We start from the raw sequence: 25,889 nt of genomic DNA on the forward strand, positions 1-25,889 counted from the left end.
GAGAGGGTTGAATCAGCAGCCGACCGCATTGCCAGGAGCATTTCGTCGGAAGCATGCCCATGCGAGACAGCTTGGTACGGAAGCCCTCGCCAATCCGCAGCAATATGGTGACCGGGCGAATCGTCAGTATTCATTCGAGCGCAGACGTTGTCGACCAGATTTTGAATCGCCTCGCCGCCGTGAGGTTCAGCGACCAACAGCGATTCGTACATCGTTTTCGCTTCTTCGGTCAACGCGATCTGCTTCTCGTTCAAATGCCGATCCATCCTCACGCGGTAGTCAACGAGAAGAAACAGAACGACAAACCCAAAGAGAATCGCATTGACGAGGACAAGCAGTTGCCGGCTGATCGGCAGCTGATGCCATCGGTATTTGAACGCTTCCATCACGGCAACCTAACAGAGAAAAGCCGGGCGAGTTTTTTAGGCTCGTCCGGCCGATATGAGATCGAACGGAATCAGACGCGATTAGCTGAGTTCAGCCAATTTTGCTTCCGTTGCACTTACCGATCCTTTTCCGCAGCAGGCCGCACCGACGCTGCAGCAGTACGCTCGCTTTGCACAACAGGTCGGTTTACCTGCCGAGCTGGCAATGTCGCTGGTTGCCGCGTTCGTTCCAGCGTGCTTCCCACAGCATCGTGCGTTTACCGAACAGCAATAGGCACGCTTGGCACAGCAGGTGGGTTGAGAAGTTGCGCCGGCCACTTCGTCAGTGGTTGCTGTCGTTTCCGCTTGTTTTCCACAGCACGCCGCTTGGACGGTGCAGCAGTATGCATGCTTGGCACAACACGTCGGCTCAGCCGATGCGGCGGTGCCAACATCACCAGCAGGGACCAGCGAAACGGCAAACAAAACAGCAGGGAATACAGTCGCTAACATTTTGGAAACTCCAGGATTGATGGCGCAGCCGACATCGACATGCACCGATTGGGGAACAGAGACATCTTCATTTTTGACTTGGTCTGGCTTCGCAAGTCGAAGCAGAGACGACTGCTAAATCTGAAGACGAATGTGCCAATCAATCAGAGAGCTAGGATGAACCAACGAGACCGACCGCACGAGTGCGACCGACTCCGTCCTCCAGTCAATCCGTGAGAAGTCACTGCGGTCCAAACCGCGAGGCGTCAGATCGCTGGTGGAAGTTCTCGGCGGCAACCAGACCTTCGTCTCGCACGATCCCATCGCGGGACATTCGTGCAAAGGATCACTGTCACAGCAGCCGTGCCCGACCGGCTGCGGTTGGCAGCACGCATGAGGGCAAGGCTTCGCGTCGTTTGATCCTGCTCGGGCCGCCGGCGAGGACGCCAACAGCACCGCGATCACTGCAAAAGCAGCAAACAATCGAGCGGCAGCATTGGTGTGACGACGGTTCATGGCGGACAGTTCCAAAAGCTTTCAAAGGACTCCCACTGAGGGAATCTCTTCTTTGATGCTCTTTGGATGCACGGCCCCGACGTTTCTTCACGACTTCGTGAAAAGATTTCAGGATTCTTTTCGGGGTTCGCTGCTGGTGCAAACCGCTAGCGCGTTCAGGTCGTGAAGCCACTCGGATTGCTGATCGACAAAGGCAGCTTTTAGCTGGTCCAATAAATCGTCAGAGTCGCCAATCAACGGTGAAATCTCGATCGCCAACCGTGGGTCGGGCGCGTCATGCGTCGAGTGACAGATCACGAAATGCCGTTTGGTCTCCTCCAGCATCTGCATGCTAGCGTGCCAAAGCCGATCGACAGCCTCGGTGCTGGCGGGGAGCTTGGCCGCATCGACTTGCCGCACCGCTCGCATCATCGAAGATACCTCCAGGCAGAATCTCAGCATTCGGGTCATTGCATACCGCGGTTCGCTGAATCGAAAGTAATGCAGGACCGGATAGAAATGATGTGACTCCAACAAGTCCGCCATGTTCGACGACATCGTGTATAGGTCTTGGTTGACTAACGAAGGATCGCTCCCGGTCAGATACGCTCGCAAATAGCCAAGGCTGTCGCCCGTTCGTCCGGTGCGATACTCAATTTCGTTGGCAAACTGGTTGCGACGGGCCAGGGTCGAATAGACCGAAATGACATAGGCGAGAACAAGCGTGAAGAAGCTAAACCCCAAACCAGCAGCCGTGATGGTCAAGAACTGCATTGCTGGCGTTCGCGGCACCAAGTCGCCCACACCCAGGGTGGTGATCGTGAAACCAGCGTAATACACCGCGCTCGCAAAACCCCTGTCCGTCGGTGTCAATCCGGTTGCCGTGATGCCCGTGCCGAGCTGAGGCCATACGATCAGGCTGACACCAATCAACAGTAGCGTCGCCCAACACAACACCTGCGTCGCTATCAACGCCGGTCCGCAGTAAACCACAACTCGCGGATGAGCGAATACTCGCGTTCGGACTAAAAAGTGAAAGCCACGATTGATGCATTTCGTGATCGGGCCAACCGTCGCACGAGGATGCAGAACTGCCATGAAGGTTTCCCAGACGCCAAGGCAGGTCACAAGAAACCCGCCAGTAGTCAGGAACCAATTCATCGCGTTAATAACTCACTCGCCGTACTTCCGAAAGACTGTCATCAGCTCTTCGATCTTCTCGTCGCGGTCCTTGGCACTGCCACTCTTGATCGCCTCGCTGACGCAGGATCGGATGTGCTGCTCTAGGACGATTTGGCCGACTTTGTTGAGTGCACCCGTCGCGGCGGACAACTGCATCAGGATATCGACGCAGTATTCCTCATCCTCGATCATGCGACCAACCGCTTCGACTTGTCCGATGACACGTCGAAGTCGATTGTTGAGCTTCTTTTTCTCGTCGTCGGACAGCATTCGTGGAGACTTTTAGTCAAGTTGGTTTCGCGGAGTTCCCGATTTTAGCCTCTAAACGGCTCCGCAGTTAGTCCGCTTCACATCATCATCTTGGGCGCAGCTTCGTACTTACCGGGGTCACCGAAACGACGAACGATTTCAGCGAATACCGCTCCCTTTTCAACCGGCTGGTCGCTGTTTATTACCAACTCATACAGATCGTCTGGCAGAACTCGCAGCACGGTCATCAATCCTTTGACCGACATCGCATAGTTCGCTCGCATTCCGCGAACTTCCTTTCGGCTCCAAATCGCTTTCATGAATGCGTCGGACATTTCCATGCCCTGCATCTTCTGTGGGTAGCCTGGCGTCGCGAATTTGTCACTTCGTGTAGCGTCGACTTGCGGACGGCTGCTGAGATTCGCGAGGTACTGATCGACCGAAGCGTCATCGCGCATTCGCGGCCCCACTTGTTTGACCATGTGGTTCATCATGTGGTGAATCATGTGACAATGGAAAATCCAATCGCCGGGGTTGTTGGCGATGAACTCGAAGCTTGAAGCCTGAGCGACACCGACCAATTCGTTGTTGCGTGGAACCCAGGCACTCTTGGGAATGCGAGCCCCTTCGTGACTGGTCACCCAAAACGTATGCCCATGCAGGTGGATCGGATGGTGTTGCATCGGGGCGAAGTTCAACAGTCGCACACGAACACGCTCGCCATGTTTGCATACAAGCGGTGTCGTGTAGGGGCCACTCTTGCCGTTGATCGTGTGCCAATTCCAGTCCATCGACCACGAATCGCTAATCGTGTGCGTCGGCGGAATATGAAAGTTCTGAAACAGCAATCCAAAATCGCGATCCACCGGCGGGTCGAAGACTCTCTTGGGATGGACGATGAACCATCCGACTTGCCCAAACGCTTCTTGCATCGCAACATGCGAGTGATAGAAAAACGTGCCTTCTTCATGGATGTCGAACTCAAAGACCTTCGTCTTTCCAGGCTTGATGGGGTTCTGTGTCAACGTGGCGGCTCCGTCATACTGAACGGGCAGCTCAAAACCGTGCCAATGCACGAACGTATCTTCCGGCAGTTCGTTGGTGACAACGATGCGAACTCGATCGCCTTGAGTGACTTCGATCGTCGGGCCGGGCATGCTTCCGTTGTAGCCGTAGACGTTCATCTTCACGCCAGGATGAAACTCTTGCTGAACTGCCATCGGCACAAGTTCAAACACCTTCACACCGTTGTCCATCTTGTAGGGCAACGTTGGGATGTCGGGAGCCTCAAATGGCGCGGGGCCATCGGAAGCCTTGCGAAACCCTGGAACCAGCTTGCCGATGTAATAGTCCGAGTCTGGATCGAGACCGCGACTGGGTTTGAAGCGAGAGAATCCGTCGTATTCCGCAACGACCTCAGATGAGGCCGGGATTTCAGGGCGAGCCGAGGCGTTGCCGATTGGCTGCGGCATGTTGTCGTGTTGCTTCATGCCGTTGTGCTGCATGGGCTCTTGCGCGTTGGCATCGCGTCCCAGCAAACTGCCAACGAAACCAGTTGCTGCGGCGAACGAGCCTACTTTCAAAAACTTGCGACGATCTTCTGGACTGGGCATGAGATTGAGACTGTTTGATGTGAATGGATGTTGGTGACGACGAAGCGTTGATTAACGAGGCTTCGCAACGGCGTCGATGTGACCTGGTGGCGTTGGGCCAGGGGCTGCCATCAAACCGCCGTGCAGCAGGTAGCCTCTGACGAGAACTTCGTTCGTGCGAACTTGTTCGAGATGTTGGACTCGGGTCAAACGTGAGTCGAAGTAATCCATCTGTGCGTCCAAAACGGTCGGCCAATCAACTCGGTTCGCTTTGTAGCTTTCGAGCAATTCTTGATAGGCCAATTCGGCTTCGGGAATGATCACCCGATCGTATTCCGTCGCGATTTGCAGTGCCGTCAAATACTGTTGGTAGACGTTGGCCATCTGCTGCCCCAGCATCAACTCGGTTCGTCGAATCTCTTCCTGTTGCCGGCGATAATCCAGTTGGGCTTGGCGAATGGTGCCCTGGTTCCGATCAAACACAGGCAGTTCGATCGAGACTCCGGCCGCTGCAGTGGTTTCTTTGGCCTCGAAGTTATATCCGGCTCCGCCTTCGGCAACGATGTCCGGAACCCACTCGACTTGTTCACGTCGGACGGTGATGCGGTCCGCTGCCAACTTCGCTCGGGCGGCGGCAAGTTCTGGACTTTCCGTGAGCACCAAAGACATCGCCTCCTGATAAGAAAGCGGTTCACCTTGCGGCATCAGATCGCCGGAGACGACGCCGTCGGTCAAGTCGACACCAACGATCGCAACCAACCGTCGAAATGATTCGCGGTAGTGATTCTCTGCGGACAACACGTCTAGCCTCGCCCGCTGCAACGCAATGCTCGATTTGCGAACTTGTGGACGTGTTGCTTGGCCTTGGTTGTAAAGCTCGCGTGCAGTGACAGCACCATCTTCGGCCGTTTTCAACAGTTCCTTTCGCAGCTCGACGATTTCGCGACCCGCTAACGCTCGGAAGAAGTGAATCCGCACGTCATTGCAGACTCGGAACTGTTGAGCCATCGCGAGGTGTTCGGAGACATGAGCACGACGCATGTATTTTTCGCGACTCAATTTCAACTTGCCGGCAGTGACAAAACGCTGACTCACTGTCATACCCTGAAACTCGCCCGGCGAATCCTTGTCGCCTTCGACATCAACTCCGATCTGTTCGCCGATGTAATTCAGGGTCGGGTTGGGGTACAAACCTGCCTGCAATGCCTTGGCGGTCTGTGCTGAAATCTGCAACCGAGCTTGACGGATCGTGGGATTGTTCTGAGCCGCCAGAGTCAGGAAATCATCTAGCCTGTATCCTTGGACTTCTGTTTCCATCGGGAACGCTTCCGAGATCATTTCGCCGTCGACGTAAACGGGAGCTGGCGTGCTACCGAAGTCGCTGCCGTCGATACGAACACCGGGGAACAGTGGCCCGCTTGGATCGAGCTGATCTAAACCGTAGGGTGCAGATGGCACTGGTGGTGGTGGCGTGAATGTGCGACCGATCGCCGAAGCCGTGTTACTCATCGAAGGCATTTGGGCACTGGCAGCGGTACAAAAAATTCCGGCAGTCGCAATGACTGATAGTCCGGACTTGAACAAAAACGATCGCACTGAAATCACTCCTTTGATCTGAGCAGCGGCATGTTGGCTTGCTTTTCAAATCGGCTAGATACCTGCGAGGGGTATGTTTGCAGTGAACTTTCTGAAAGTCATTTGCGAAAAGGGGGTCAGTTGTACGGTCTACCGAGCCTATGCGCTGGTCGCAAATCGACCAACCGGAACTACGTGAGCTTGGCTGCCCGCAATCTCAACGCATTCGCAATCACCGACACACTGCTAAAACTCATCGCTGCTGCTGCAATCATGGGACTGAGCAACACGCCGAAGATCGGATACAGCAACCCAGCTGCGACCGGGATTCCCAGGGTGTTGTAGATGAAAGCGAAAAACAAGTTCTGACGAATGTTGCTCATCGTTTTGCGACTCAAGTTTGCCGCCGCAGCCACACCGCGAAGATCGCCACCGACGAGCGTGACACCGGCAGACTCAATCGCAACGCCCGTCCCGGTGCCCATGGCGATGCCAACGTTCGCTTCGGCCAGTGCAGGAGCGTCGTTGATCCCATCGCCACACATCGCAATTGTCTTGCCTTCCTGCTTCAGCTTGCGAACGAAATCATGCTTTTCCTCGGGCGAAACCCCAGCATGAAATTCGTCGATGCCCAGTTTCGACGCGACGGCTTTCGCGGTCGGTTCGGCATCGCCGGTCAACATCACCACTCTCAACCCCAGTTCATGCAACGTCTTTAGCGCTGCAGGCGTGCTTTGCTTGATCGGGTCAGTGATGGCGAGAATTGCCGCCAGCTTGTTGTCGATCGCCACGAACACAACCGTCGCACCTTCGACCTGATGCGATCCCGCTTTGTCTCGCCCCGCATCAACGCCCTCGATGCCTTGTTCGTCCAACAAGTCAGCCTTGCCAATCAACACATCATGATCATCGACGCGAGCGCGAACGCCACCACCGGTTATACTATTGAATTCACTCGCCTCCACGAGCTGCAACTCATCCGCCTTCGCTCGGCGAACGACCGCCTGAGCCAACGGATGCTCGCTCTGTGCTTCGACAGCAGAAGCCAACGTCAACACATCGTTCTCATTCCAGTCAGCAAACGTCTCGACACCCGTCACTTCCGGTCGTCCCTGCGTCAGTGTGCCTGTCTTGTCGACAACAATCGTGTCAACCTTCTCCATGACTTCGAGGACTTCAGCGTTCTTGATCAGCACGCCTTCCTTCGCTCCTCGGCCAACACCCACCATCACGGACATCGGCGTCGCCAGCCCCAACGCACACGGGCAAGCAATGATCAACACCGCAACGGCCGCTACGAACGCATGAGCCAGTTGCGGCTCTGGACCAAACACCGCCCAGCCGATGAACGCTGCCATCGAACAAACGATCACCGCCGGCACAAAGTAACGCGCGACCACATCAACCAGTTTCTGAATCGGAGCACGACTCCGCTGTGCGTCCGCAACCATTTGCACGATGCGGTTCAGAACCGTGTCCCCGCCAACACCGACAGCTTCCATGACGAGCGCACCAGTCTGGTTCAACGTGCCGCCCGTGATTTCGTCACCTTCCACCTTCTTCACCGGCATCGGCTCGCCCGTCAACATCGACTCGTCAACGCTGCTCGACCCGCTGAGAACTTTCCCATCGACCGGAACTTTCTCGCCAGGACGTACTCGCAGCCGATCGCCCTTGTGGACTGAATCGAGCGAGACATCTTCCTCGCCATCGTCTGTGATTCGGTGTGCCGTATCGGGAGCAAGCTTCATGAGTTCGCGAATCGCTCCGCCCGTCTGCTGTCGTGCTCGCAGTTCCAATACTTGCCCGAGCAACACCAAGGTGATGATCACCGCCGCGGCTTCAAAATAGAGAGGTGGAACACCGTTCTCAAAGAACGCCTCTGGTATCACACCAGGAAGCAACACGACGACCAAACTGAACAGATACGCCGCCAATGTTCCCACGGCGATCAACGAGAACATGTTCAAGTTCATCGTGTGAAACGACTTGGCTCCGCGAACCAACAAGGGCCATCCGCACCAAAACACAACCGGCGTCGCCAGCGCCAACTGCAACCAACCAAACACCGTCTGGCTCATCCAATCCGCGACCCGCAATCCGACCATCGGCCCCATCGCGATTACGAGCAATGGCACCGACAACGCGACGCCAACCCAAAAGCGACGCTTCATGTCGACGTACTGATTGTCTTCACCCTCGTCATCCAACGAGACGACCTTCGGCTCCAAGTCCATCCCACAAATCGGGCAGTCGCCGGGGCCGACCTGCTCGATTTCAGGGTGCATAGGGCAGGTGTAGATCGCCGTCGGGTCTGCGGGCGCATCGCTCGCCTTGGTCGATGAGTGACCACTGCAGCACGAAGACGTGTCCGAGGTTTCCTCGATCTGTACCGCTGCGCCGCCACCGCAACAAGACGAACCGCTTGATGCCTCTTTCTGTGATCGCTTCGCCAGCACCCCCGCAGGATCATCTTGGAACTTTTCCAAGCACCCGTCGCTGCAAAAAACGTAGTTCTTGCCACCAAACTCAGCCGATCGTGGACTATCCGCCGAAACGGTCATTCCACAAACCGGGTCGACCTGCGTTGACGGATCGGCGACCGGCAAGGACGACTCGTGTTTCTTATCGTGGTCCATGATTTCTCCAGGCTGTCAAAAAGTCATTCTCCAATATACCCCGTAGTGGTATGCAAGTTGCATACCGCTAATGCAGCGGCAACGGGGCCGCAACAACAATTTCTAAAGGAGAAACGAATGAGTACCGCAACCGCATCCATGAAAGAGTGCATCGAAAACTGCCAAGAGTGCCAAACGACCTGTGCTGACATGCTGACCAGTCATTGCCTGTCCGAAGGCGGCGACCACGTCGAGCAAACGCACGTCAAGCTGATGCTCGACTGCATCGCGGCCTGTGCTGCCTGCGTCGACTTCATGAGCCGCAATAGCGATCACCATGCGCACTACTGCAAAGCTTGCGCAGCGATTTGCAAGGCCTGCGCCGACAGCTGTGAGAAGGTCGGTAACATGGACAATTGCGTCGAATGCTGCCGCAAGTGCCACGAAAGCTGTTCGTCGATGGCATCGTAGCACCAGCCGAAATCCCAAAACGCAAAAACGCCGACTCCCCGATGTGGGACGCCGGCGTTTTGTTTATTGCCTTGGTAGAGTAACGCTATTCGTTTTCGTCAACGGTCGGCGGTCACTCGTCGAGGATGCCTGGATAGCTCGGCCAATCGTCGCCTCAGTCTCCGGGATGAACGACGGGATAATCGGGCATACCAGGATAGGCTTCGCCGGGGTGACCTGGCGGAAGGTTGTCGGGAGCAGAGTAGCCCGGCGGAACGTGATAGGGATGGTCCGGCGGCAGTCGCGGCCAGACGTGAATCGGCGGCGGTGACTCGATCACGACCGGTTCTTCGGGTGGCGGCGGCCAAGGGTAATCGTTCGGCCACCAAGGTGGGCGTGGGCCAGGGTCGGGAGTGCCTGGCGGATAGTCGTCGGGCCACACCGGCGGCGGTGGCGATGGCGGCGGAGTGAGAATGATTGGACCGTCGTCGTCTTCCTCGGGATCGTAGGGCGGTTCGCTGCCGGGCGGATCAAACGGCGGGACAAAGGGATACGGCGGCATTTCCGGATAGTCGGAAGGATACGTCATTGCAGGGCACTCCGTTGCAGAGGATCGGGATGGAAGAATGCGGTGCGTTTGCTGGGGCACAAGCGGCACTGCGGGATAGATTTGGTTTCGATGAAGGTTTGCAGTTCTTCATCCGTCGCGTTTTCTGAACACGCTTGGTAGTCGCGGAAGAGTTGCCATTGCGGCAAGTCTTGTAATCGAAGTTTGGATTCGAGCTTGGCGAAGTAGGCGAGCGCAGGACATTTCCAAAGCTTGCTTTCGTGAAGCTGCGTGCATGTCTTCTGCATGCAAACTTTGAACGCGGCGTTGGGCCGCGAGGCGAAGGGCATTGGCTTTCCGCCTTCGACCCTGTATTGACGCATCCAGCCGCGGTGCGACTGTCGAATCTTGATGCGAATGCTGGGAAACTGTTCTCGCCAGCGCCAAACCAGGTGTTTGACTTCGCGAAAGCGTTTGACGTACTCGTCGTGCATTCCGTGTTGGCTGACTTCGAGTCGGCAATTCGTTTCGATGAGTAGTTTTGGCAACTCAGGAAACCGATGTAGAAAGAACCCGTTGGTAACGAGCATCAGGTCGCTGTCCCAATGCTGTCTCGCAAGCTTGATGTGTTCCAATATTGCGGGGTTCAACAGAGGCTCGCCGCCGAGCAACGCGAACCGAGTCGGCTTCAGCCGATGCGACCATTTTTGGTAGTCGGCATCGGCTTGCTCGATCGTGGGCATCGCGCCGGGCAAATGATGGTCGCTGTAGTGGCTGCATTGCTGGCAGGACAGATTGCAACCGTGGGCCAAGTGATACTCAAGTGCCGGCAAGTTGTGGCGTTGCATTGGCGTCCTCCTTAACGCGAAGTCGAAAGCGCCGGGCGTTGACGCCAAGCTGCAACAGAAAGCGGGTTAGCACCAAGTGCGATGAACCGGTTTCCGTATGACTGCACATTCGTCGATCCAATTGGTCTAGCTCGTCTGACCACTGGCCTGTGACAATCAAGTCTGGATAGATGGCCAGCAGGTTCGCGGCGAGTTGTGGAGTGAAGATCGGTCCGATGTCATATTCAGCCGGTGGATCATTTCCCCATCGTTGAATCAATTCTTGCGTTTCAGCATTGCCCGGAAATGGCAGCTCTGGTGGTACGCGACGTTGCCAATGACAGGCATCAATGTGAGCTTTTGAGCGACCAACAAAATGGTAGACGTAAGATTGCATGACCGGATTGATGGCCCAGGCGGCCGAGTAGATCATGCTGACGTTGAAATCGGGCGGTAAGAATTTGATGTAGCCCGGATGGTCGTTGTAAAGCTGATTGACGATCAACGACTCGTCGGTGGCTTGATCGCTGGCACCCCACGTCGGAATCAAATGCCGAATGATGCGAGCAAACATTGGCCCGTACATTTCTGTGCCGTACAGATAGAGTCCACCATTGGGATGCAGCCATGTCGGTGCCGGCCGCACACCGCATCGCTTCGCCCAAATCTCTTGCGCCCGCTGCTGCCAACCTCCATTGTCGATCCGATTATTGGCTGATTGACGCTCGGCAACCATTCCGAATTGCTTCGGGGTCAGCAGATCAAACGGCGAAGGACAGTCCGATCGGATCAACATGTCGTTGTCTAGTTGCAGCACGTGCGCCGGCCCGAACTCTTGATGCACGTGATCGCAGACAAACATCTTCTGCCAGAATGGATGCACCGGTTGAAGGTGATCGTCAATCCAAAGCACCTCCGCGCCCCATCGTTTCGCGGCAGCCTCATAGCTTTCTCGTACGTTCTGCGATGCTCGCCGTGGTGGCAAGTCGAGGACCGCAATCACTCGTTTCATTTCCATACAACTTTCTCCAGTCCGTGTTTGTCCAAACCGGCTTTCAAGAACTCCGGTCGCCGTCGTTGATAGCCGGGCGGGTCGACGTGCTCATGTTTGAACGAGTGATTCAGATCGACTGCGACGTTCATGCCGGCGATCTTTGCTCGCCAAAAGAAGTCCCAGTGCTCTTCGACCTTGAGTGACTCGTCCCAGCGGATCGCTTGCAGGATGTCGCGATAGGCAACAAAGCAGTTGCCGACGTAATGGCACCAGCGAATCGAACGCCGCTGCCGGTAGCTGCCGAATGTGATCCGCAGTGTTCTGCCGTCGACACGCAACATGCGAGGACGTTCGTCGTTGTTACTGAGCGCCGCCAGCAGGTCGAGATCGTGATGCTTGTTGAGCGTCCCGATTAACACGGGAAGACGCGTTTGATTCGTCACTAGATGATCGTCATCGGCGAAGACAACGATCGGTGTGTCGCCAGAATCGAGCAGCCTGTTGCGACCGGCGGAAAGGCCGATGTCGTATTCGGCCTCGATCAGTCGATCGACCATGGCGGCTTCGTCTGGACAAACGGCCGAGAATCGCAGTTCCGGTTTGCCGTCATCGAGGACGTGGATCAGTGGACGGTGATCGCCATAGTGGTCGTGAATACTGCGAACGAGTGCCGCACAGCAATGCGGACGATGGACCGTCTTGATGCAGAAAGTGGCTTGATTACGCACGGACGATTTGACCTCCTGGATATCGCAACGAATGGAAACCGTGTTTGCGAAGCCCCATCGCACGAAACTTCGCTCTGCCACGCAGGTCGCGGTAGCCAGTGCCTGCGACATGGGCGTGGACGACAGAACAATCGGTGGCGACCGCGATTTGCAGATTGGCGAGGTGACTCGCTCGGTAGAAGAACTCCCAGTGCTCGTACGTCTTCAGGGCCTCGTCCCAACGGAGCGTTGCGATCGTTTCCTTGCGAGCGAGGAATGCGTTGCTGACCATGTCGCACCAGGCGACCGATCCAATTCGCTTCTTTTCACCGCGATGCATCCAGATGCGATTGCCGTTCATCAGCGGCGAGAGCATCGTAGGGCGACCGCCGCCTCCTTGCCGGACGGCGAGAACGTCGAGTTCGTGCGCCGTGAAGTACTCGCAAACGCGGTCAATGTGAAAATCCGCGGTGATAACGTGATCGTCGTCGAGCAGAAAGATGTGCTCGGTCTGCGCCGCGTCGATCGCAGCATTGCGTCCGACTCCAACGCCCACATCGTGCCGATCCAGGTTGATGACCGTGCAATGCTTGGCGGTTTCAGGATACTTTTCGCTGAAGCGAAGTTCGGGGCGACCGTCATCGACGACGACAATGGTCGGGTCGGCGATTTGCTCGCGCAGCGACTGGACCAGCCGATGGCAGGACCAAGGCCGGTGAATCGTCTTGATGCAGAACGTGATGTCTACCGTTGAAATGCTTTTTGCCATGATGCTCACCCAAACTTCCGGAGATCTGGATTGACGTGTTCGATCGCCGATTGGATTTCATCCGGAGTCGGCGTGATGCCGAGGAACTCGACCAGATTGCCGATCACCTCCTCGGGATACGTCAGCGTCCCAGGAATAGCCTCGCGTCTTTAGCGCGCCGGTTCGTTGGGCCTGCCGCGTTTGTTGATAGAGTTCGTATCCGTGACGCAGATCGTCGAAGAGTTCACGAGCAGTTGACGGCAACATGGTGTGACCGGCCGCATGAACATGTCCGCCTGTCGAGTCCTGGAATAGCACCACAGGGAATTGATTTGCCGGGACAATGTCCGCATATCGCGTTCGATACAGTGCATTGGATTCAGTGTAGACCTGAAATGCACACTTCGATTTCAACTTCACCAGGTTTGGGTCCGTGTTGAACCAGTCAAGCAGACGCTGGCTTTTGGCGTCACTGGCAACGAACAAGGCGATTTGATAGCGATTCTTCGCTTGTTCGGGCGGCGTCACGGGTCGCGTGCTGCTCGACGCGGGGGTGACGATGATCGGAGCTGGAACCGTTGGAGCTGTTGGCACCACACGATAGGGCTGCACAATTCGATGCGGCTCCGCAGCGGGAATCGTGTTCGGCGGACAGGGCGGGCAGTAACCAGACTGCTGTTTCAGCTCGCCCTGTGCTTCCAAGTTGACACGCGAAGGTTGCGGCAACTGTTGGATTCGCGATCCAACCTCGCTGGTTGGTTGTGCCGGCGGCAATTGCCAGGATTCGCTCGTGTCGACTGCCGGTGTTCGGTGCAATGCCGTGAACACCACTCCGAGCATCACCGCATGCAGCACTGCGACTACAATCAGGCCGACGCTCAGCCGGATTCGGATTTCATCTTTCATCAATGACCTCGTAGCTTCGATATGGCAAGGAACTGGCGGGGTCTTCCATCACCGTCAGGGCGAACCCGCCGTAGCCGGCCCAAAGACGCACGAACTGTTCACGCGGTGTGAGTTCAAATCGGCCGGGATAGTTGTTGTCGAGAATGGCTGCGTATTGCCGGCCGTCGCGATTGACCCAACCGACGAAGGTGCAGCAGTGGGCTGGCTTCCACCACAGAATCGCGCCGCGCCGCGTCGCCGTTGCCCAGTCAAGGAAACGAGGATCCGCTTTGACGGTGTAGCTGTAGTCGATGTCGGCAGCATCAAGTCGGTTTCGTAATCGTGAATCCCATTCACCGTCGCTGTAGGTCGCCCGCCAGCGCTCGCCGAGTTCAAACTCGTTGAGCCAGCGAAGGTGATTCACCAGCGACGCGTGAACACAGCTACCTTGGTTGAGACGCCCCGTCCAATTTCGTTGATGCAACTGAGTGGGAAGATTGGCGATCGGTTGTTCGGGCGGAGGTGCCGGCAGCGAGCGGACTTGAACATCGCCCTCCGGCAAACAGCCCGTGCAAATCAGCAGCAAGCATGCGACGACAAACCATGCGAGTTTGTATCTCCGGTTCTTCGCGGCTACGAAGGACTCGCCAACGTAGAGACCGCGGTGGACGCGATCAAAGAACGCGGCGCACGGGTTAACGAATCTTGCGGCCTGCACGTAACGGTTTCCTGGAACGGCGACGCCGCGGCCTTGGCCCGACTGATTTCGCTGATCGCGAACCACGAACGAGCCATCTACGCTTCGACCGGCACCAAACGCCGCGAACGAACCCACTGGGCAAAGCAAATCAAAAGCTACGGCAATAAAGACGCCGCGAAGACCCGCTGCGAACGAGACCGCTACCACCTTCTCAACCTCACGCACCTGGCCGCCGGCCGAAACCGAATCGAGATTCGGGCCTTCGCCGGAACGCTCAACAAGACGAAACTGATCGGATACATCCAAATGATTTTGGGCTTGGTAGAACTCGCCCTCAATACGAAACGCTGCAGCGGATGGGATTACGCCAAGAAGCCTGGCACGAAGAGTTGCTGGGACCGACCGGATGCCGGCCACGGCGAAACGGAACTCAACCGGCTCTTCTAGGCATCGTAATCTGCGTTGTCAGTTCATCAATTGCTTCCTGCAGTGACGAGACCCCAGCATGCTCGCGTCCCAACACGTTGGCCACTCGCATCAATCCGTCGACATCCTTGGTCCCTGATTCGAGCGCTGCAACGACCTCGTGAACACGTTGTGACCGGCCATCTGTGGGGATTCGCGACCAGTAGTCGCGTTGTTGCTCAAAAACGCTTCTGGCATAGGTTGGGTCGTTTTCTCCGACGATCGCTGACCATCGAACGACTCGGTAGTGCCATTTAAGAAAGTCAACTTCGGACATTTGCGACGGATTGCATCGGTAGCACGCGACCCAGGCTATCTCCTTTGCTACGGCGTGAACCATTTCGATCTGATCGTCATCGACGAAGCTCACCGCAGCGTTTATCAGAAGTACCGAGCGATCTTCGAGTACTTCGATTCGTTGCTTCTGGGTTTGACCGCGACGCCGCGCGACGAGGTGGATCGTGACACCTACGGGCTATTTGGTTTGGAATCGGGGAACCCTACCTTCGCCTACGAACTTGACCAAGCGATCAGCGATGGTTTTCTGGTCGGATTCAAGGCGATTTCGGTGCCACTGAAGTTTCAGCGTGACGGCGTGAAGTACGACGAGCTGAGCGACGACGAAAAGCTCGAATACGAAGAGAAGTTCTACGATGACGAGACCGGCTCGCTGCCTGCGGCGATCGAGTCGCCAGCGGTCAACAAGTGGTTGTTCAACCAGGACACGGTTGATCGTGTTTTGAAAAAGCTGATGACGGATGGGTTGAAAGTGGGCGGTGGCGACCGCATCGGCAAGACGCTGATCTTTGCCAAAAACCACGATCACGCTGAATTCATCGTCGAACGATTCAACAAGAACTTTCCCAAGACGGCGGGCAAGACTGCCCGCGTGATCGACAACCATGTGAAGTATGCTCATACGTTAATCGACGATTTTTATATCGCGGACAAGGCCCCGCTGGTCGCCGTATCGGTCGACATGATGGACACCGGCATCGACGTGCCCGAAATCGTGAACCTGGTGTTCTTCAAGATCGTTCGCTCGAAGACGAAGTTCTGGCAAATGATCGGCCGGGGGACTCGGCTGTGCCCAGATTTGTTTGGCCCAGGAAAAGACAAGACCGAATTCTACATCTTCGATTATTGCCAAAACCTTGAGTTCTTTGGGCAGCGCCCCGACGGCTACGACGCACCACTACAAGACTCGATCAAGACCAAGATTTTTCGGCGGCGGCTGCAAGTTGCTCATCAATTGCCGGCATCCGCTCCAAGCACGGATCATGCCGCCGACGCGACGCTACGCATCGGCTCCGAGTCCGAGTGGCGTGAACTGCCCGAAGCGTTCCACACCAGCAGCGAGAAAGAACTGGGCCAGTTGACCGAGCTGCGCCACGACTTGGTCGATCAGATGCATGAAGTCGTGACCAAGCTCGATACCGACAACTTCATTGTTCGGCCTAAACGTCGCTACGTCGAAAAATTCTCCAATCGCGATAACCTCAGCAAGCTTTCGCCCGAGGACGTGCTTGATCTGGACCAGAATATCGCTCCGTTGCCGTACGAAGACGATGACGAGGAGATGGCAAGGCGTTTCGATCTGTTGATGCTCAGCATGCAGCTAGCGATCCTGGAAACCTCGCCCAGGCAGGCTCGCTATCAGCGGCAAGTCATTTCACTAATGGGGAACCTGGAGGAAAAACAAGCAATCCCAGCCGTTGCCAAAGAACTCGAGTTGATCTTGGAGTTGCAGCGAGATGAGACTTGGCAAAACATCACTTTGCCGATGTTGGAATTGGCCCGGAAGAAGCTGCGTGATCTGATCAAGTTCATCGACCGCACCGGTTCCCAGGAAACCGTCTACACCAACTTCATGGATGATGAAGGCGACGAAGTCGAGATCACCGGTTTGGTGCAAGCTGATCCAGGGCTGGCAAACTACCGGCTTCGCGTCGAGCGTTTCATTCGTGAGCATGAAACACACCCCACCATTGCACGGATCAAGAACAACCTACCGTTGCACGCCGGCGACATCGACTCACTCGAAGCCATCCTGTTTGCCGATGACGGCCCCGGAACCCGAGACGAGTTCATTGAAACCTACGGCAGCGACGAGCCGCTTGGTGTTTTGGTGCGAAGGATTGTGGGGCTCGATCGCACCGCGGCAAAAGCAGCCTTGGCCGACTTCCTTGCTGAAGGTCAATACTCAGCGGACCAAATTCGGTTTGTCGATTTGGTCATCGACCACCTCGTCGACAATGGCCTGATCGACCTTGCACAGCTCTTCGAGCCGCCCTTCACCGACATTCACGCTGAGGGCGTCGCCGGTGTCATGGGCGAAAACGCCGAAACATTCATTGGTGCAGTGCGTCGGATTAACGCGAATGCCACTGGTGTCGCTCAGTGAAGTTGAACAGCCGAATATGTTCGATCGCGCTACTCTGCGTTTTGTTCATCGCCGCTGGCATCAATCACTTTGTGTCGCCGGGCGTTTACCTGAAGATCATGCCGGACTATTTGCCTTGGCCGTTGCCATTGGTTTACGTCTCTGGGTTCTTTGAGTTGCTTGGTGGCGTTGGCTTGGCGGTGCCACGAATGCGGCGAGCGGCGGGGTGGGGATTGATCGCACTGCTTGTTGCCGTCTTCCCAGCGAACGTGGATATGCTGATGAACGCGGGCCAGTTTCCGGCGATCCCGGTTTGGGCACTGGTTGCTCGGCTGCCTCTGCAGGGTGTGCTAATCGCTTGGGTTTGGTGGGCGGCAGTGAAATCGCGATGATGTTCGCGTCTCCCAGCTATTCTCAGTGTCTCTAAATCAGATGACCCGGCAAACGGCGTTTGGGCTCTGTTTCGGTGGGTCGCTACGAAGTGGGTGATTGGAAACGTCGCGATTTTCAGGGGCAAACGCGGTTCTCAACTGGACCGAAAGGGAGGTCGCTACGGCTCCTAACCCAAACCGGCTAAGACACAGAGAACGTAAGAATTCTGGCCCAGAAACCGAAATCCGGCCGCGAGTGCCGGCCTGAGTGTTCTCAGGATTCTGAGACGACAGAGAAACCTCCGCCACGAACATCGACGCAAGTCGTGCGTAGACAGCGGGATAAAACGAAAAAAGCCGATGCGGAGCACGCATCGGCTTTTCGTTAACCGTTGGGTCAGAACTTGTTCCAACCTTTCAGAGAAGTTGCGGGAGCCGGATTCGAACCGACGACCTCGAGGTTATGAGCCTCGCGAGCTACCGGGCTGCTCCATCCCGCACCGAAGTTATCGTCGATCGACTCGCCGGCGCCTAGCCGTTTCGATTCGAAAGTGAAAATTTCTTGAAGATGATTTCGGCAGCGCTAGAACTCCAACCGCGCAGCAGCAACGGAAGGGGAGACGGTTTCATTTCCTTACGTTGACTGAAGGTGCGACCGGCTCTTCAAACCGTATCATTCTGCCCCGTATCATTCTGTCATCGGTCTGCTGATTCCGGCCGGCGTGACAGAACACGTTTGAGGGGTAGCGTGGTAGGAAGATTTCGGAGGTAGGAAAATTTTCCTCACCGAAGGGATGGGGCGATTCCGCCATCTTCTTACCCCAAAATCTTCTTACCAATTTTCAAGAACGCGGGACCGCTTGCGCGAACCGGACAATGCTGCTTGTGTCTCGTCGAGTGATCGCTTCTGTGAGTCGACAGCCCTTTGCAAAACGCATGCTGCTGAATTCTGAACAACCGCGAAATGCCGACGTTCACTCAGCCCGGGGACAACATGGGAACAAGCGAAATTGACAGGCTGGAAGCCTATCCCACGGGAATGAGCCGCTCGCTTACGCGTCCCGCTGGCATTTGGTGTGGCGAGAACTTATTGGAAGACTTCGACGGGCAGCGTGAAGACCTTGCCGTCGCCGATCCGTCCGCTTCGCGCCGCCGTGACGACTTTCTCTAACGTTTCTTCGTAACGCGAGTCGTCGACCCACATCGTGATTTCGACTTTGGGCAAAAAGGCTTCGGAGAATTCGGTTTCCTGGTACTCGTCCAAATAACTTTTCTGACGTCCGTACCCTTTGACTTCGCTAACCGTGATCGCTTCCAGCGGTGCCCGTTTGAGAGTCTCTAAAACGCGCTCGGCCAGATGGGGACGAACGACGGCGATGATCTGTCTCACGTGATTCCCCACTGACTCTTTTTCGTCGCGATGTACTCCGCCAATCGATCCGCCTGGATTGCCTCGCGCGCCCCACGCATGACTTTCTGGTAGTACGTCAGATTATGCAGCGACAACAACGTCGGCCCCAACATTTCACCGGCGATGAACAGGTGACGCAAGTAGCCGCGACTGTGACGGGTGCAGGTCAAACAGTCACATGAATCATCCAACGGCGACGTGTCGGTTTTGTGTTTGGCGTTCCGTATTTTAATCGGTCCGGAGTCGGTAAAGGCAAATCCGTTGCGACCGTTCCGCGTCGGCATCACACAATCAAACAGATCGATCCCCCGGACGATGCTTTCCAACAGGTCGATCGGGCGGCCCACCCCCATCAGATAGCGGGGCTTTTCGGCCGGTAATTCGGGCGTGGTTGCCGCGGTGATCCGGTACATCTCGTCGGGTGTTTCGCCGACGCTTAATCCTCCCACCGCATAGCCCTCGAAATTCATCGCCGCCAGTTCGCGGGCGCATTGCACACGAAGATCGACATCCAAGCCGCCTTGAACGATGGCAAACTTTGCCTGATCGCCGCAGCTGGCATATTCCAGACAACGTTTGGCCCAGCGGATCGACCGCTCCATCGCCTGCTGAACCTCGTCTCGCTCGGCGGGCAGCGCGACGACGTGATCCAACACCATCGCGACGTCGCTGCCGAGCGATTCTTGAATTTCCATCGAATGCTCGGGCGTCAGATCGATCAGCGCCCCGTCGATGTGGCTGCGGAAGACCACGCTGTGTTCGGAGATCTTGTTGATCCCTTTCAGGCTAAAGACCTGGAACCCGCCGCTGTCGGTCAGGATCGGGCCTTCCCATCCTGACATGGCGTGTAGTCCTCCGAGCGCGCGAACGGTTTGGTGCCCCGGTCGCAGCCCCAGGTGGTACGTGTTGCCCAGTATCATGTGCGCCCCGGTCGAGGCGACATGATCGATCGTCAGACCTTTGACCGTCCCCTGCGTTCCGACCGGCATGAACCCCGGAGTTTCCACCGGACCGTGCGGTGTGGTGAACGTTCCTCGACGCGCGCCGGTATCGGCGTCGGTGTGGTGGAGCTGGAATCGGAACGTCATCGGGTGAAGTGATTGGGGATCGAAAAATTCAGCCCGTGAGATCAGCAGGAGTGGGCGACGTGAGCAACCCCGGCAGCTTGCGATCCGAATGGACTCGTCGCGTCGTCCACTACACGAAACTCGAGCGGATCGGCTAAAGCCTAGACACCAACGAGGCGGCGGCCCGGAGGGGCCGTCGCAGCTCGCACCTGGGATCAGTCGCCGCGAAGTTTGAGTCCCAGGTCGGTCAGCTTTTCGCGGACTTCGGTCAGACTGGTGACGCCGAAGTTCTTGCACTCTAGCAATTCGTCGCCGGTCTTGCGGAGCAGTTCGCCGATCGAGTTGAGCTGCAACCGCGCCATGCACTTGCGGGCTCGAACCGACAGGTTCAGATCGGAGATCGGACGCTCCAGCATGGCCTGTTCGTCGGGCGACAGGTGGCTGGTGTCGACCGGCGGCTCGGGAGCCTTTTTCTCGTGGGCGAATTGCCCCAGCTTCAGTCCCTTGCTGACCAACATCTCGCGAATTTCGATCAGGCTGGTTTCGCCGAAGTTCTTGCTGGAGAGCAATTCGGATTCGCTGGTGCGGGTCAGATCGCCGATGGTTTCGATGCCCATCTTGGCCAGGCAGTTACGGCTTCGAACACTCAATTCGAAGTTGGCGACCGGCATGTTCAGCGTTTGCGCCAAACGGTCGTTGCGACGCTGCATTTCTTCGTCGTACAGCATGTTGCCGTTGGCCGACGCGTCTTTCATGTACAGTCGCGTTCGCTCGTCGTCCGGGTGGGCGTCCAGGATGCGTTTGTAGCACATCTGGGCCTTGTCGAACTCGTTTCGATCTTCGTAGATCAACCCCAGGTTGATCAGCGCGCCGACGCCGGTGGGGAAGGCCTTGGCGGCGCGTTCGTACAACCGCAGAGCTTCTTCGTCGTTGCCCATGCGGTCGTTTTCCCAGGCCAGTCCGAACAAGGCGCCGGCGTGATTTTCATCGGTTTGAACGGCCCGCTGGTACAGCGTGATCGCTTCATCGCGGCGTCCGCCGACGGCGGCGACCGTCGCGGCACGCTGATACATGTACTCGGCGGTCTGCTCGGCGGGACCGAAGATGTCGTCCAGCAACAACATCGCCTTGTCGATCCGTCCGCTGTAGCGGTTCGATTCGGCAATGAAGATCTTGCATTGGTCTTCGTTGTAACCGGCACGCTGAGCTTGTTCGTAGGTGTCGATCGCGGCCTCAAAGTCCTTCAACTCAAACAGCGACCGGGCGCAATAGAACAATGCCGTCGCGCTTCCGTCGGCAGCCCGCAAGGTCTGCAACGCGTCGGAAAAGTGGCCGAGCAAAAATTGGCACACGCCCATCTTTGTCTTGCCGGCAGGGGTCAGCGCCGGATCTTCTTCCATCTCATTGACAGCGTCTCTGAGCTCGGCGAAATGGCCGTAGTTCTCCGCGATCATCTGCCGAATCTCGGCGACATCATTCGGCCCGAACGAATTGTTCGACAGAATGAGTTCTTTCAAGTCGACGACGTCCAGTTCGACTTCGTTCATCGAGTTCAGTTCTCCTGCTCACGCCTGCGAGCGTTGTTGTTTTGGTCCGCCGGTCCAGTCATTGTCTCACGTCGCATCAGCGTCGCCCGAGAGCAGCCTGGCCGACCTTTTGATGCTGAGCGGCGACGGGATCCCGCCCAGGATTTGAAATTTTTAGCGAAAAAAATATTTTTTGTCGAGTCGTGGCACGGCAATCGCTCGCCGAAAAGCCCGCTACCGGGGCGTTTTTTAACCTTTGTCCCGAAATTTTTTTGAAAATATCGCGAGAACGTTGGAAACGGCACGTCCCCAAAGAACTATCCACCTGCACACACAAAGAGGGGCACTGGACGGTTAATCAAGGGACTCGAAAGTGCCCCCGGATCGTAGCGCGAACCCACCGATGTGATACAGTCTGGGATCCGTGGGTTCGCGCTGCGATCTGTGGGCAATCCACCTCCATGTGGTTGTCGGCGATCGAGGTCGGATTCGCTGGGTCCCGTCGCGGCGTTCGTGGAATCGACGCCGCTCTCTTTCGATCGATACCATTCGTCGCAACTTTGATTGCAGATCCGCTCTACCGTGGCCGAAGAACGTAGTTGGGCCGCCGGAGCGGGAGAGAATTTTCCGACCGGCGGGTGTGAGATGTGCCCTGGTGTGACGAGCCTTGGTGAGGTAACTTTCACACTCGGACGCAGGTCACCGCGAGTGATCGCCGGTGGCGTCCATTCAAGATGCCGACGTAGCTCAGCTGGTAGAGCAATTCATTCGTAATGAATAGGTCAGGGGTTCGAATCTCCTCGTCGGCTCTTCTCACTCTCAGGTCGTGTATTCGCTGTTGAAGCGAACGTACTCGACCGTCAGGTCGCTGGCCCAATGGATTGCGGTCCCGGGGCCGTTGCCGACGAACAGGTCCAATTCGACTTCTTTCTTGGCCTTGATCGCCTTGCTGACTGCGGCGGCATCAAACTCGGTCGGCACGCCGTTGTGATAGATTTCGGTCCCGGCAAGCTTGAGCGACGTTTGCTGGGGATTGATTTTTGCGTTGGCATATCCGGCCGCCGAGACGATACGTCCCCAGTTGGGATCGCCGCCCGAGATCGCCGTTTTGACCAGCGGACTGGCACCGACCGTCCTTGCGATCGTCGCGGCACTCTCATCGTCATCGGCACCGACCACACGGATTCGCATCACGTGCGTCGCGCCCTCGCCGTCGGCAACCAGTTCCCGCGCCAAACGACACGAGACCTCGGTCAACGCGCGGACGAATTCTTTTTCGTTGGAATCATCGATGCGAACATTACTGGCGCCACTGGAGAGCAACAACAACGTGTCGTTGGTGCTGGTGTGACCATCGACGCTGACGCAATTAAAACTTTTCGCTGCCACTTCGCGGAGGATCCGTTGGGATTGCTGGGGGTCGAGCTGAGCGTCGGTCATGACGACGGCCAGCATGGTGGCCAGATTCGGGGAAATCATGCCGGCTCCCTTGGCCATCGCGGCGATCCGAATCGGTTGCCCGTCGATGTTGACCTGGCGGCATTCGGCCTTGCGGCCCACGTCGGTAGTTAAAATCGCATCGGCGGCGGCGTGGAAATCATCGGTGCTTCGCCCCAGCTTTGCGACCGAAGAATCAATGCCCGCGTTGACCCGATCCATCGGCAATTTTTTCCCGATAATCCCGGTGCTCATCACCAGCACCTCGGCTTCGGTCGCACCGATGGCGTCGGCGACGTGGCGGCACATTTCCGCGGCGTCCAAGTGACCTTGGCGGCCGGTGCATGCGTTCGCGTTGCCGCTGTTGGTGACGACGGCACGAATGCGATGCGACGGCGTCAATCCGCGACAGATTTCAACCGGCGCGGCGACCACTTGGTTTTGGGTATAAACCCCCGAGGCGACCAAGCGATGGTCCCCGACGATCAGCGACAGGTCTGGTTTCCCGCTCGGCTTGATCCCGCAGGCGACGCCGGCAAACTGGAAACCGGCGGGAAGATCAGATGAAGTCATAAAGGAGTTTGTGGAACAGGAGGGGGCTGGCGGTACGAGCGGGGCTGGTGCGGTGGTCAAAGTCGCCAAGTCGTTCGACAATGAACCGAATCACTGCCCTATGATTCTACGGTTTGACCGACCGTCACAATAGACCGACACAAGATCCACCATCCGGATGTCGAGAGCGTCTTGAAACAACCAACTTTAGTGACCGATAGCAGCGGCCCAAGCGGTCCCGATTCGCCACCGCGTCGGATCGTCGCAGCGGAGGGAACCGCCACCGAGTCTCCGGTCGTGGTTTGCGAACAGCTGTCCAAGAATTACGGCGGATTCCGGGCGCTGGCCGATTGTGACTTGCAAGTGCATGCGGGAGACATTTTTGGGCTGCTGGGGCCAAATGGCGCGGGCAAAACGACGTTGATCCGATCGCTGCTGGGGTATTTGCGAATCAGCGGCGGCAGGGCCAGCGTTTGCGGAGCGGACCCGCAGCGGGATCCCGTCCAAGTTCGCCAGCACGTGTCGTATCTGCCCGGCGACGCGCGGCTGCCGCGACATCTGCGGGGCGACGGGGTGCTGCGGTTTTTTGCGGACATCCATCCCCGTGGCGATCTGGCACGCAGCCGCAAGATCGCCGACGCGCTAGAACTGGACACGCGTCGACATGTCGGAATGATGTCGACCGGCATGCGGCAAAAACTGGCCTTGGCCGTCGTGCTGGCACCGGCCACCGAGTTGCTGATCCTGGACGAACCGACGGCGAATTTGGATCCGACCGTCCGCGGCACGGTGTTGGAACTGGTCGCCCAGGCCCATCGTGAAGGCCGCACGGTGATGTTTTCCTCGCACGTGCTGAGCGAGATCGAGGACACCTGCAACTGCGTCGCGTTCCTGCGACAGGGGCGATTGGCGCTGGAACTGCAGATGGCGGATCTGTTCCAACGACACCGTGTCTGGGCCGATTTGCCGAACGGTCAATCGCTCGATCAGCCGGCCGTCACGGCGAGCATCCCCGAGGCGTTTCGGGATCAAATCACGCTCACCCGCGTCGATTCGGTGACCAGCGGCGACGCGGTTTCGATCCGCATCGACACGGCCGGCGACCTGGCCCCGATGTTGTCATGGATCAGTTCGCTGGGATTGCACCGGATGCGGATCGAGCCCTTGGGGCTGAGGGCGATCTACGACTCGGTGCACCACGACACGCTGGAAGACCCGCGTGATCACGAGTTGGCACCGGACGACGAGATTGCCGATCACATCAGCAGCGGGGTGTCGGCATGATCCATCGAATTTTGCTCCGCAGTTACATCAGCCAAGCGTCGTTGTTGTTTGTCTCTTTGGGCGTGGCCTTGTTCGCGTTCGCCTGGGTCCGGGTCTGGGTGGTCAGTTTGTTGGACATGGGACAATTCCAAACCATCTTGGAACAATTCCGCGAGTTCGAAAAGCTATCGCCGATCAGTTTCGATTCGCTGTTCACCTACCAGGGCCGGGTGGGGCTGACGTATGACGAACCGATCATCATCCTGTGCACGGTGATTTGGTGTTTGTCGCGTGGCAGCGACGTCGTCAGCGGCGAACTGGGCCGCGGCACGATGGAGATGTTGTTGGCCCAACCGATCAGCCGCGCGCAATTGCTGTGGTCGCACGCGACCGTTGCGGTCGGCGGTCTGGCGTTGTTGTGCATTTTGGTGTGGCTGGGAATCTATGTCGGCGTTTCGGTGACGACCGTCGACGAAACGCTTCCACCGCCGAGTGTGGAAGTGCCGCTGTTCGGTTGGTCGATCCCGATTCAAATCAGCGAACCGCAAGTCGAATCGTTTCCGCTTTCCGAGCGCGTCGATTCACGCGCGTTCGCGGCCCCGACGTTCAACCTGTTCGCCTTCGGATTCTTCTTGCTGGGGCTGTCGACGTTTTTCAGCAGCATCGATCGCTACCGCTGGCGGACGATCGGATTGGTGATGGCGATCTATGTCGTGCAATTGGTGATGTTCGGCTTGGGCAAGGCGGCCGAATCGCTGGACTGGTTGCAGGGGATGTCCTTCTTTAACTGCTATCGGCCTCAAAAGCTGGCCGCCCTGGTCGCCGAAGACGGCTTGTCGGCCCCCTGGGGCTGGTCGACCGCGATGCCCGATTCGATGTTCCCTCCGCTGGTTTACCCGATGATTCTGATCACGCTGGGGGCGGTCGGGTACGGGCTTGCGGCCAGGCAGTTCGGCAAGCGGGATCTGCCGGCGCCGCTGTAGAGCTG

Annotated in this window: 24 protein-coding genes and 2 tRNA genes; 9 read left to right on the forward strand and 17 right to left on the reverse strand. The window is 57.1% G+C overall.

The features are described 5' to 3' along the window. Positions 1 to 59 precede the first annotated feature (59 nt). A complete protein-coding gene (locus H1B37_RS34005; RefSeq protein WP_196784622.1) occupies positions 60 to 875 on the forward strand; it encodes a hypothetical protein in 816 nt (271 codons plus the stop codon). Between the two features lie 606 nt (positions 876 to 1,481). On the opposite strand, the gene H1B37_RS21935 is transcribed toward H1B37_RS34005, so the two are convergent. The 5 genes from H1B37_RS21935 to H1B37_RS21955 all read right to left on the reverse strand — a co-directional run bounded on the left by H1B37_RS21935 (position 1,482) and on the right by H1B37_RS21955 (position 8,589). Next, entirely contained in the window at positions 1,482 to 2,324 is an 843-nt protein-coding gene (locus H1B37_RS21935) for a potassium channel family protein (protein ID WP_286178021.1), read from the reverse strand. Between the two features lie 201 nt (positions 2,325 to 2,525). Beyond that, positions 2,526 to 2,804 carry a metal-sensitive transcriptional regulator gene (locus H1B37_RS21940; protein ID WP_007328345.1) on the reverse strand — a complete coding sequence of 93 codons (279 nt, stop codon included), beginning with the start codon at positions 2,802 to 2,804 and terminating at the stop codon, positions 2,526 to 2,528. Positions 2,805 to 2,881: 77 nt separating this feature from the next. Further along, positions 2,882 to 4,396: a copper oxidase gene (locus H1B37_RS21945; protein ID WP_182868807.1), complete on the reverse strand. Its 1,515-nt coding sequence runs from the start codon at positions 4,394 to 4,396 to the stop codon at positions 2,882 to 2,884. Positions 4,397 to 4,447: 51 nt separating this feature from the next. Beyond that, positions 4,448 to 5,884: a TolC family protein gene (locus H1B37_RS21950; RefSeq protein WP_220498316.1), complete on the reverse strand. Its 1,437-nt coding sequence runs from the start codon at positions 5,882 to 5,884 to the stop codon at positions 4,448 to 4,450. Positions 5,885 to 6,141: 257 nt separating this feature from the next. Beyond that, positions 6,142 to 8,589, reverse strand: coding sequence for a heavy metal translocating P-type ATPase (locus tag H1B37_RS21955; protein ID WP_182868808.1), 2,448 nt, complete (start codon positions 8,587 to 8,589; stop codon positions 6,142 to 6,144). Between the two features lie 117 nt (positions 8,590 to 8,706). On the opposite strand from H1B37_RS21955, the gene H1B37_RS21960 reads away from it, so the two are divergent. Beyond that, positions 8,707 to 9,039, forward strand: a complete 333-nt coding sequence (locus H1B37_RS21960) for a four-helix bundle copper-binding protein (protein WP_146414949.1) — start codon at positions 8,707 to 8,709, stop codon at positions 9,037 to 9,039. Between the two features lie 154 nt (positions 9,040 to 9,193). On the opposite strand, the gene H1B37_RS21965 is transcribed toward H1B37_RS21960, so the two are convergent. The 7 genes from H1B37_RS21965 to H1B37_RS34485 all read right to left on the reverse strand — a co-directional run bounded on the left by H1B37_RS21965 (position 9,194) and on the right by H1B37_RS34485 (position 14,150). Next, positions 9,194 to 9,607 (reverse strand): hypothetical protein, encoded by a 414-nt coding sequence (locus H1B37_RS21965; protein ID WP_182868809.1) that lies wholly within the window; start codon positions 9,605 to 9,607, stop codon positions 9,194 to 9,196. Next, a complete protein-coding gene (locus H1B37_RS21970) occupies positions 9,604 to 10,413 on the reverse strand; it encodes a radical SAM protein (protein WP_197137941.1) in 810 nt (269 codons plus the stop codon). The genes H1B37_RS21965 and H1B37_RS21970 overlap by 4 nt, the downstream gene beginning before the upstream one ends. Then, positions 10,385 to 11,128, reverse strand: coding sequence for a hypothetical protein (locus H1B37_RS21975; RefSeq protein ID WP_286178024.1), 744 nt, complete (start codon positions 11,126 to 11,128; stop codon positions 10,385 to 10,387). Before H1B37_RS21975 ends, H1B37_RS21970 begins: the two co-directional genes overlap by 29 nt. A 272-nt stretch (positions 11,129 to 11,400) precedes the next feature. Further along, positions 11,401 to 12,114, reverse strand: coding sequence for a glycosyltransferase (locus tag H1B37_RS21980; protein WP_182868816.1), 714 nt, complete (start codon positions 12,112 to 12,114; stop codon positions 11,401 to 11,403). Next, a complete protein-coding gene (locus H1B37_RS21985) occupies positions 12,107 to 12,862 on the reverse strand; it encodes a glycosyltransferase family 2 protein (protein WP_220498317.1) in 756 nt (251 codons plus the stop codon). Before H1B37_RS21985 ends, H1B37_RS21980 begins: the two co-directional genes overlap by 8 nt. 57 nt (positions 12,863 to 12,919) lie before the next feature. Continuing rightward, on the reverse strand, positions 12,920 to 13,747 hold the full coding sequence (locus H1B37_RS21990; protein WP_182868818.1) for a hypothetical protein: 828 nt from the start codon (positions 13,745 to 13,747) through the stop codon (positions 12,920 to 12,922). Beyond that, positions 13,737 to 14,150 carry a hypothetical protein gene (locus tag H1B37_RS34485; protein ID WP_353620885.1) on the reverse strand — a complete coding sequence of 138 codons (414 nt, stop codon included), beginning with the start codon at positions 14,148 to 14,150 and terminating at the stop codon, positions 13,737 to 13,739. Before H1B37_RS34485 ends, H1B37_RS21990 begins: the two co-directional genes overlap by 11 nt. A gap of 54 nt (positions 14,151 to 14,204) precedes the next feature. On the opposite strand from H1B37_RS34485, the gene H1B37_RS34490 reads away from it, so the two are divergent. The 4 genes from H1B37_RS34490 to H1B37_RS22010 all read left to right on the forward strand — a co-directional run bounded on the left by H1B37_RS34490 (position 14,205) and on the right by H1B37_RS22010 (position 17,666). Next, on the forward strand, positions 14,205 to 14,873 hold the full coding sequence (locus H1B37_RS34490) for an amidoligase family protein (protein ID WP_353620886.1): 669 nt from the start codon (positions 14,205 to 14,207) through the stop codon (positions 14,871 to 14,873). Between the two features lie 265 nt (positions 14,874 to 15,138). Further along, positions 15,139 to 17,295 (forward strand): type I restriction-modification enzyme R subunit C-terminal domain-containing protein, encoded by a 2,157-nt coding sequence (locus H1B37_RS22005; RefSeq protein ID WP_182868821.1) that lies wholly within the window; start codon positions 15,139 to 15,141, stop codon positions 17,293 to 17,295. Further along, on the forward strand, positions 17,273 to 17,449 hold the full coding sequence (locus tag H1B37_RS34015; protein ID WP_286178041.1) for a hypothetical protein: 177 nt from the start codon (positions 17,273 to 17,275) through the stop codon (positions 17,447 to 17,449). Before H1B37_RS22005 ends, H1B37_RS34015 begins: the two co-directional genes overlap by 23 nt. Next, entirely contained in the window at positions 17,367 to 17,666 is a 300-nt protein-coding gene (locus H1B37_RS22010) for a DoxX family protein (RefSeq protein ID WP_353620889.1), read from the forward strand. The genes H1B37_RS34015 and H1B37_RS22010 overlap by 83 nt, the downstream gene beginning before the upstream one ends. A gap of 405 nt (positions 17,667 to 18,071) precedes the next feature. Here the strand turns inward: H1B37_RS22010 and H1B37_RS22015 are convergent. The 4 genes from H1B37_RS22015 to H1B37_RS22030 form a co-directional block, all read right to left on the reverse strand. Next, positions 18,072 to 18,145 (reverse strand) — tRNA-Met (locus tag H1B37_RS22015). A gap of 587 nt (positions 18,146 to 18,732) precedes the next feature. Continuing rightward, entirely contained in the window at positions 18,733 to 19,035 is a 303-nt protein-coding gene (locus tag H1B37_RS22020; protein ID WP_182868822.1) for a P-II family nitrogen regulator, read from the reverse strand. Next, complete coding sequence (gene tgt, locus H1B37_RS22025) at positions 19,032 to 20,144, reverse strand: tRNA guanosine(34) transglycosylase Tgt (protein ID WP_182868823.1); 1,113 nt, start codon at positions 20,142 to 20,144, stop codon at positions 19,032 to 19,034. Before tgt ends, H1B37_RS22020 begins: the two co-directional genes overlap by 4 nt. A gap of 194 nt (positions 20,145 to 20,338) precedes the next feature. Then, positions 20,339 to 21,670: a tetratricopeptide repeat protein gene (locus H1B37_RS22030; protein WP_182868824.1), complete on the reverse strand. Its 1,332-nt coding sequence runs from the start codon at positions 21,668 to 21,670 to the stop codon at positions 20,339 to 20,341. A gap of 715 nt (positions 21,671 to 22,385) precedes the next feature. Here H1B37_RS22030 and H1B37_RS22035 point away from each other — a divergent pair. Beyond that, positions 22,386 to 22,458: transfer RNA gene (locus H1B37_RS22035), tRNA-Thr, on the forward strand. Between the two features lie 10 nt (positions 22,459 to 22,468). Here H1B37_RS22035 and argJ read toward each other — a convergent pair. Next, positions 22,469 to 23,659 carry a bifunctional glutamate N-acetyltransferase/amino-acid acetyltransferase ArgJ gene (gene argJ, locus H1B37_RS22040; RefSeq protein ID WP_182868826.1) on the reverse strand — a complete coding sequence of 397 codons (1,191 nt, stop codon included), beginning with the start codon at positions 23,657 to 23,659 and terminating at the stop codon, positions 22,469 to 22,471. Between the two features lie 237 nt (positions 23,660 to 23,896). Between argJ and H1B37_RS22045 the strand changes: the two genes are divergently transcribed. Together H1B37_RS22045 and H1B37_RS22050 are read left to right on the forward strand one after the other, a co-directional pair. Next, entirely contained in the window at positions 23,897 to 24,922 is a 1,026-nt protein-coding gene (locus H1B37_RS22045) for an ABC transporter ATP-binding protein (RefSeq protein ID WP_436298693.1), read from the forward strand. Further along, positions 24,919 to 25,884: an ABC transporter permease subunit gene (locus H1B37_RS22050; RefSeq protein ID WP_182868828.1), complete on the forward strand. Its 966-nt coding sequence runs from the start codon at positions 24,919 to 24,921 to the stop codon at positions 25,882 to 25,884. Before H1B37_RS22045 ends, H1B37_RS22050 begins: the two co-directional genes overlap by 4 nt. The last annotated feature ends 5 nt before the right edge of the window (positions 25,885 to 25,889 follow it).

This window comes from Stieleria mannarensis (assembly GCF_014154935.1).
Lineage (GTDB): Bacteria > Planctomycetota > Planctomycetia > Pirellulales > Pirellulaceae > Stieleria > Stieleria mannarensis.

Coding starts and splice junctions, on each gene's coding strand:
- H1B37_RS34015 (WP_286178041.1), top strand. CDS start 17,273: ATGCCACTGGTGTCGCTCAGTGAAGTTGAACAGCCGAATATGTTCGAT.
- argJ (WP_182868826.1), bottom strand. CDS start 23,659: ATGACTTCATCTGATCTTCCCGCCGGTTTCCAGTTTGCCGGCGTCGCC.
- H1B37_RS21970 (WP_197137941.1), bottom strand. CDS start 10,413: ATGCAACGCCACAACTTGCCGGCACTTGAGTATCACTTGGCCCACGGT.
- H1B37_RS21990 (WP_182868818.1), bottom strand. CDS start 13,747: ATGAAAGATGAAATCCGAATCCGGCTGAGCGTCGGCCTGATTGTAGTC.
- H1B37_RS21945 (WP_182868807.1), bottom strand. CDS start 4,396: ATGCCCAGTCCAGAAGATCGTCGCAAGTTTTTGAAAGTAGGCTCGTTC.
- H1B37_RS21940 (WP_007328345.1), bottom strand. CDS start 2,804: ATGCTGTCCGACGACGAGAAAAAGAAGCTCAACAATCGACTTCGACGT.
- H1B37_RS21975 (WP_286178024.1), bottom strand. CDS start 11,128: ATGGTTGCCGAGCGTCAATCAGCCAATAATCGGATCGACAATGGAGGT.
- H1B37_RS34490 (WP_353620886.1), top strand. CDS start 14,205: ATGCAACTGAGTGGGAAGATTGGCGATCGGTTGTTCGGGCGGAGGTGC.
- H1B37_RS21955 (WP_182868808.1), bottom strand. CDS start 8,589: ATGGACCACGATAAGAAACACGAGTCGTCCTTGCCGGTCGCCGATCCG.
- H1B37_RS22050 (WP_182868828.1), top strand. CDS start 24,919: ATGATCCATCGAATTTTGCTCCGCAGTTACATCAGCCAAGCGTCGTTG.
- H1B37_RS22030 (WP_182868824.1), bottom strand. CDS start 21,670: ATGAACGAAGTCGAACTGGACGTCGTCGACTTGAAAGAACTCATTCTG.
- H1B37_RS21985 (WP_220498317.1), bottom strand. CDS start 12,862: ATGGCAAAAAGCATTTCAACGGTAGACATCACGTTCTGCATCAAGACG.
- H1B37_RS21960 (WP_146414949.1), top strand. CDS start 8,707: ATGAGTACCGCAACCGCATCCATGAAAGAGTGCATCGAAAACTGCCAA.
- H1B37_RS21950 (WP_220498316.1), bottom strand. CDS start 5,884: ATGAGTAACACGGCTTCGGCGATCGGTCGCACATTCACGCCACCACCA.
- H1B37_RS21965 (WP_182868809.1), bottom strand. CDS start 9,607: ATGACGTATCCTTCCGACTATCCGGAAATGCCGCCGTATCCCTTTGTC.
- H1B37_RS34005 (WP_196784622.1), top strand. CDS start 60: ATGCGAGACAGCTTGGTACGGAAGCCCTCGCCAATCCGCAGCAATATG.
- tgt (WP_182868823.1), bottom strand. CDS start 20,144: ATGACGTTCCGATTCCAGCTCCACCACACCGACGCCGATACCGGCGCG.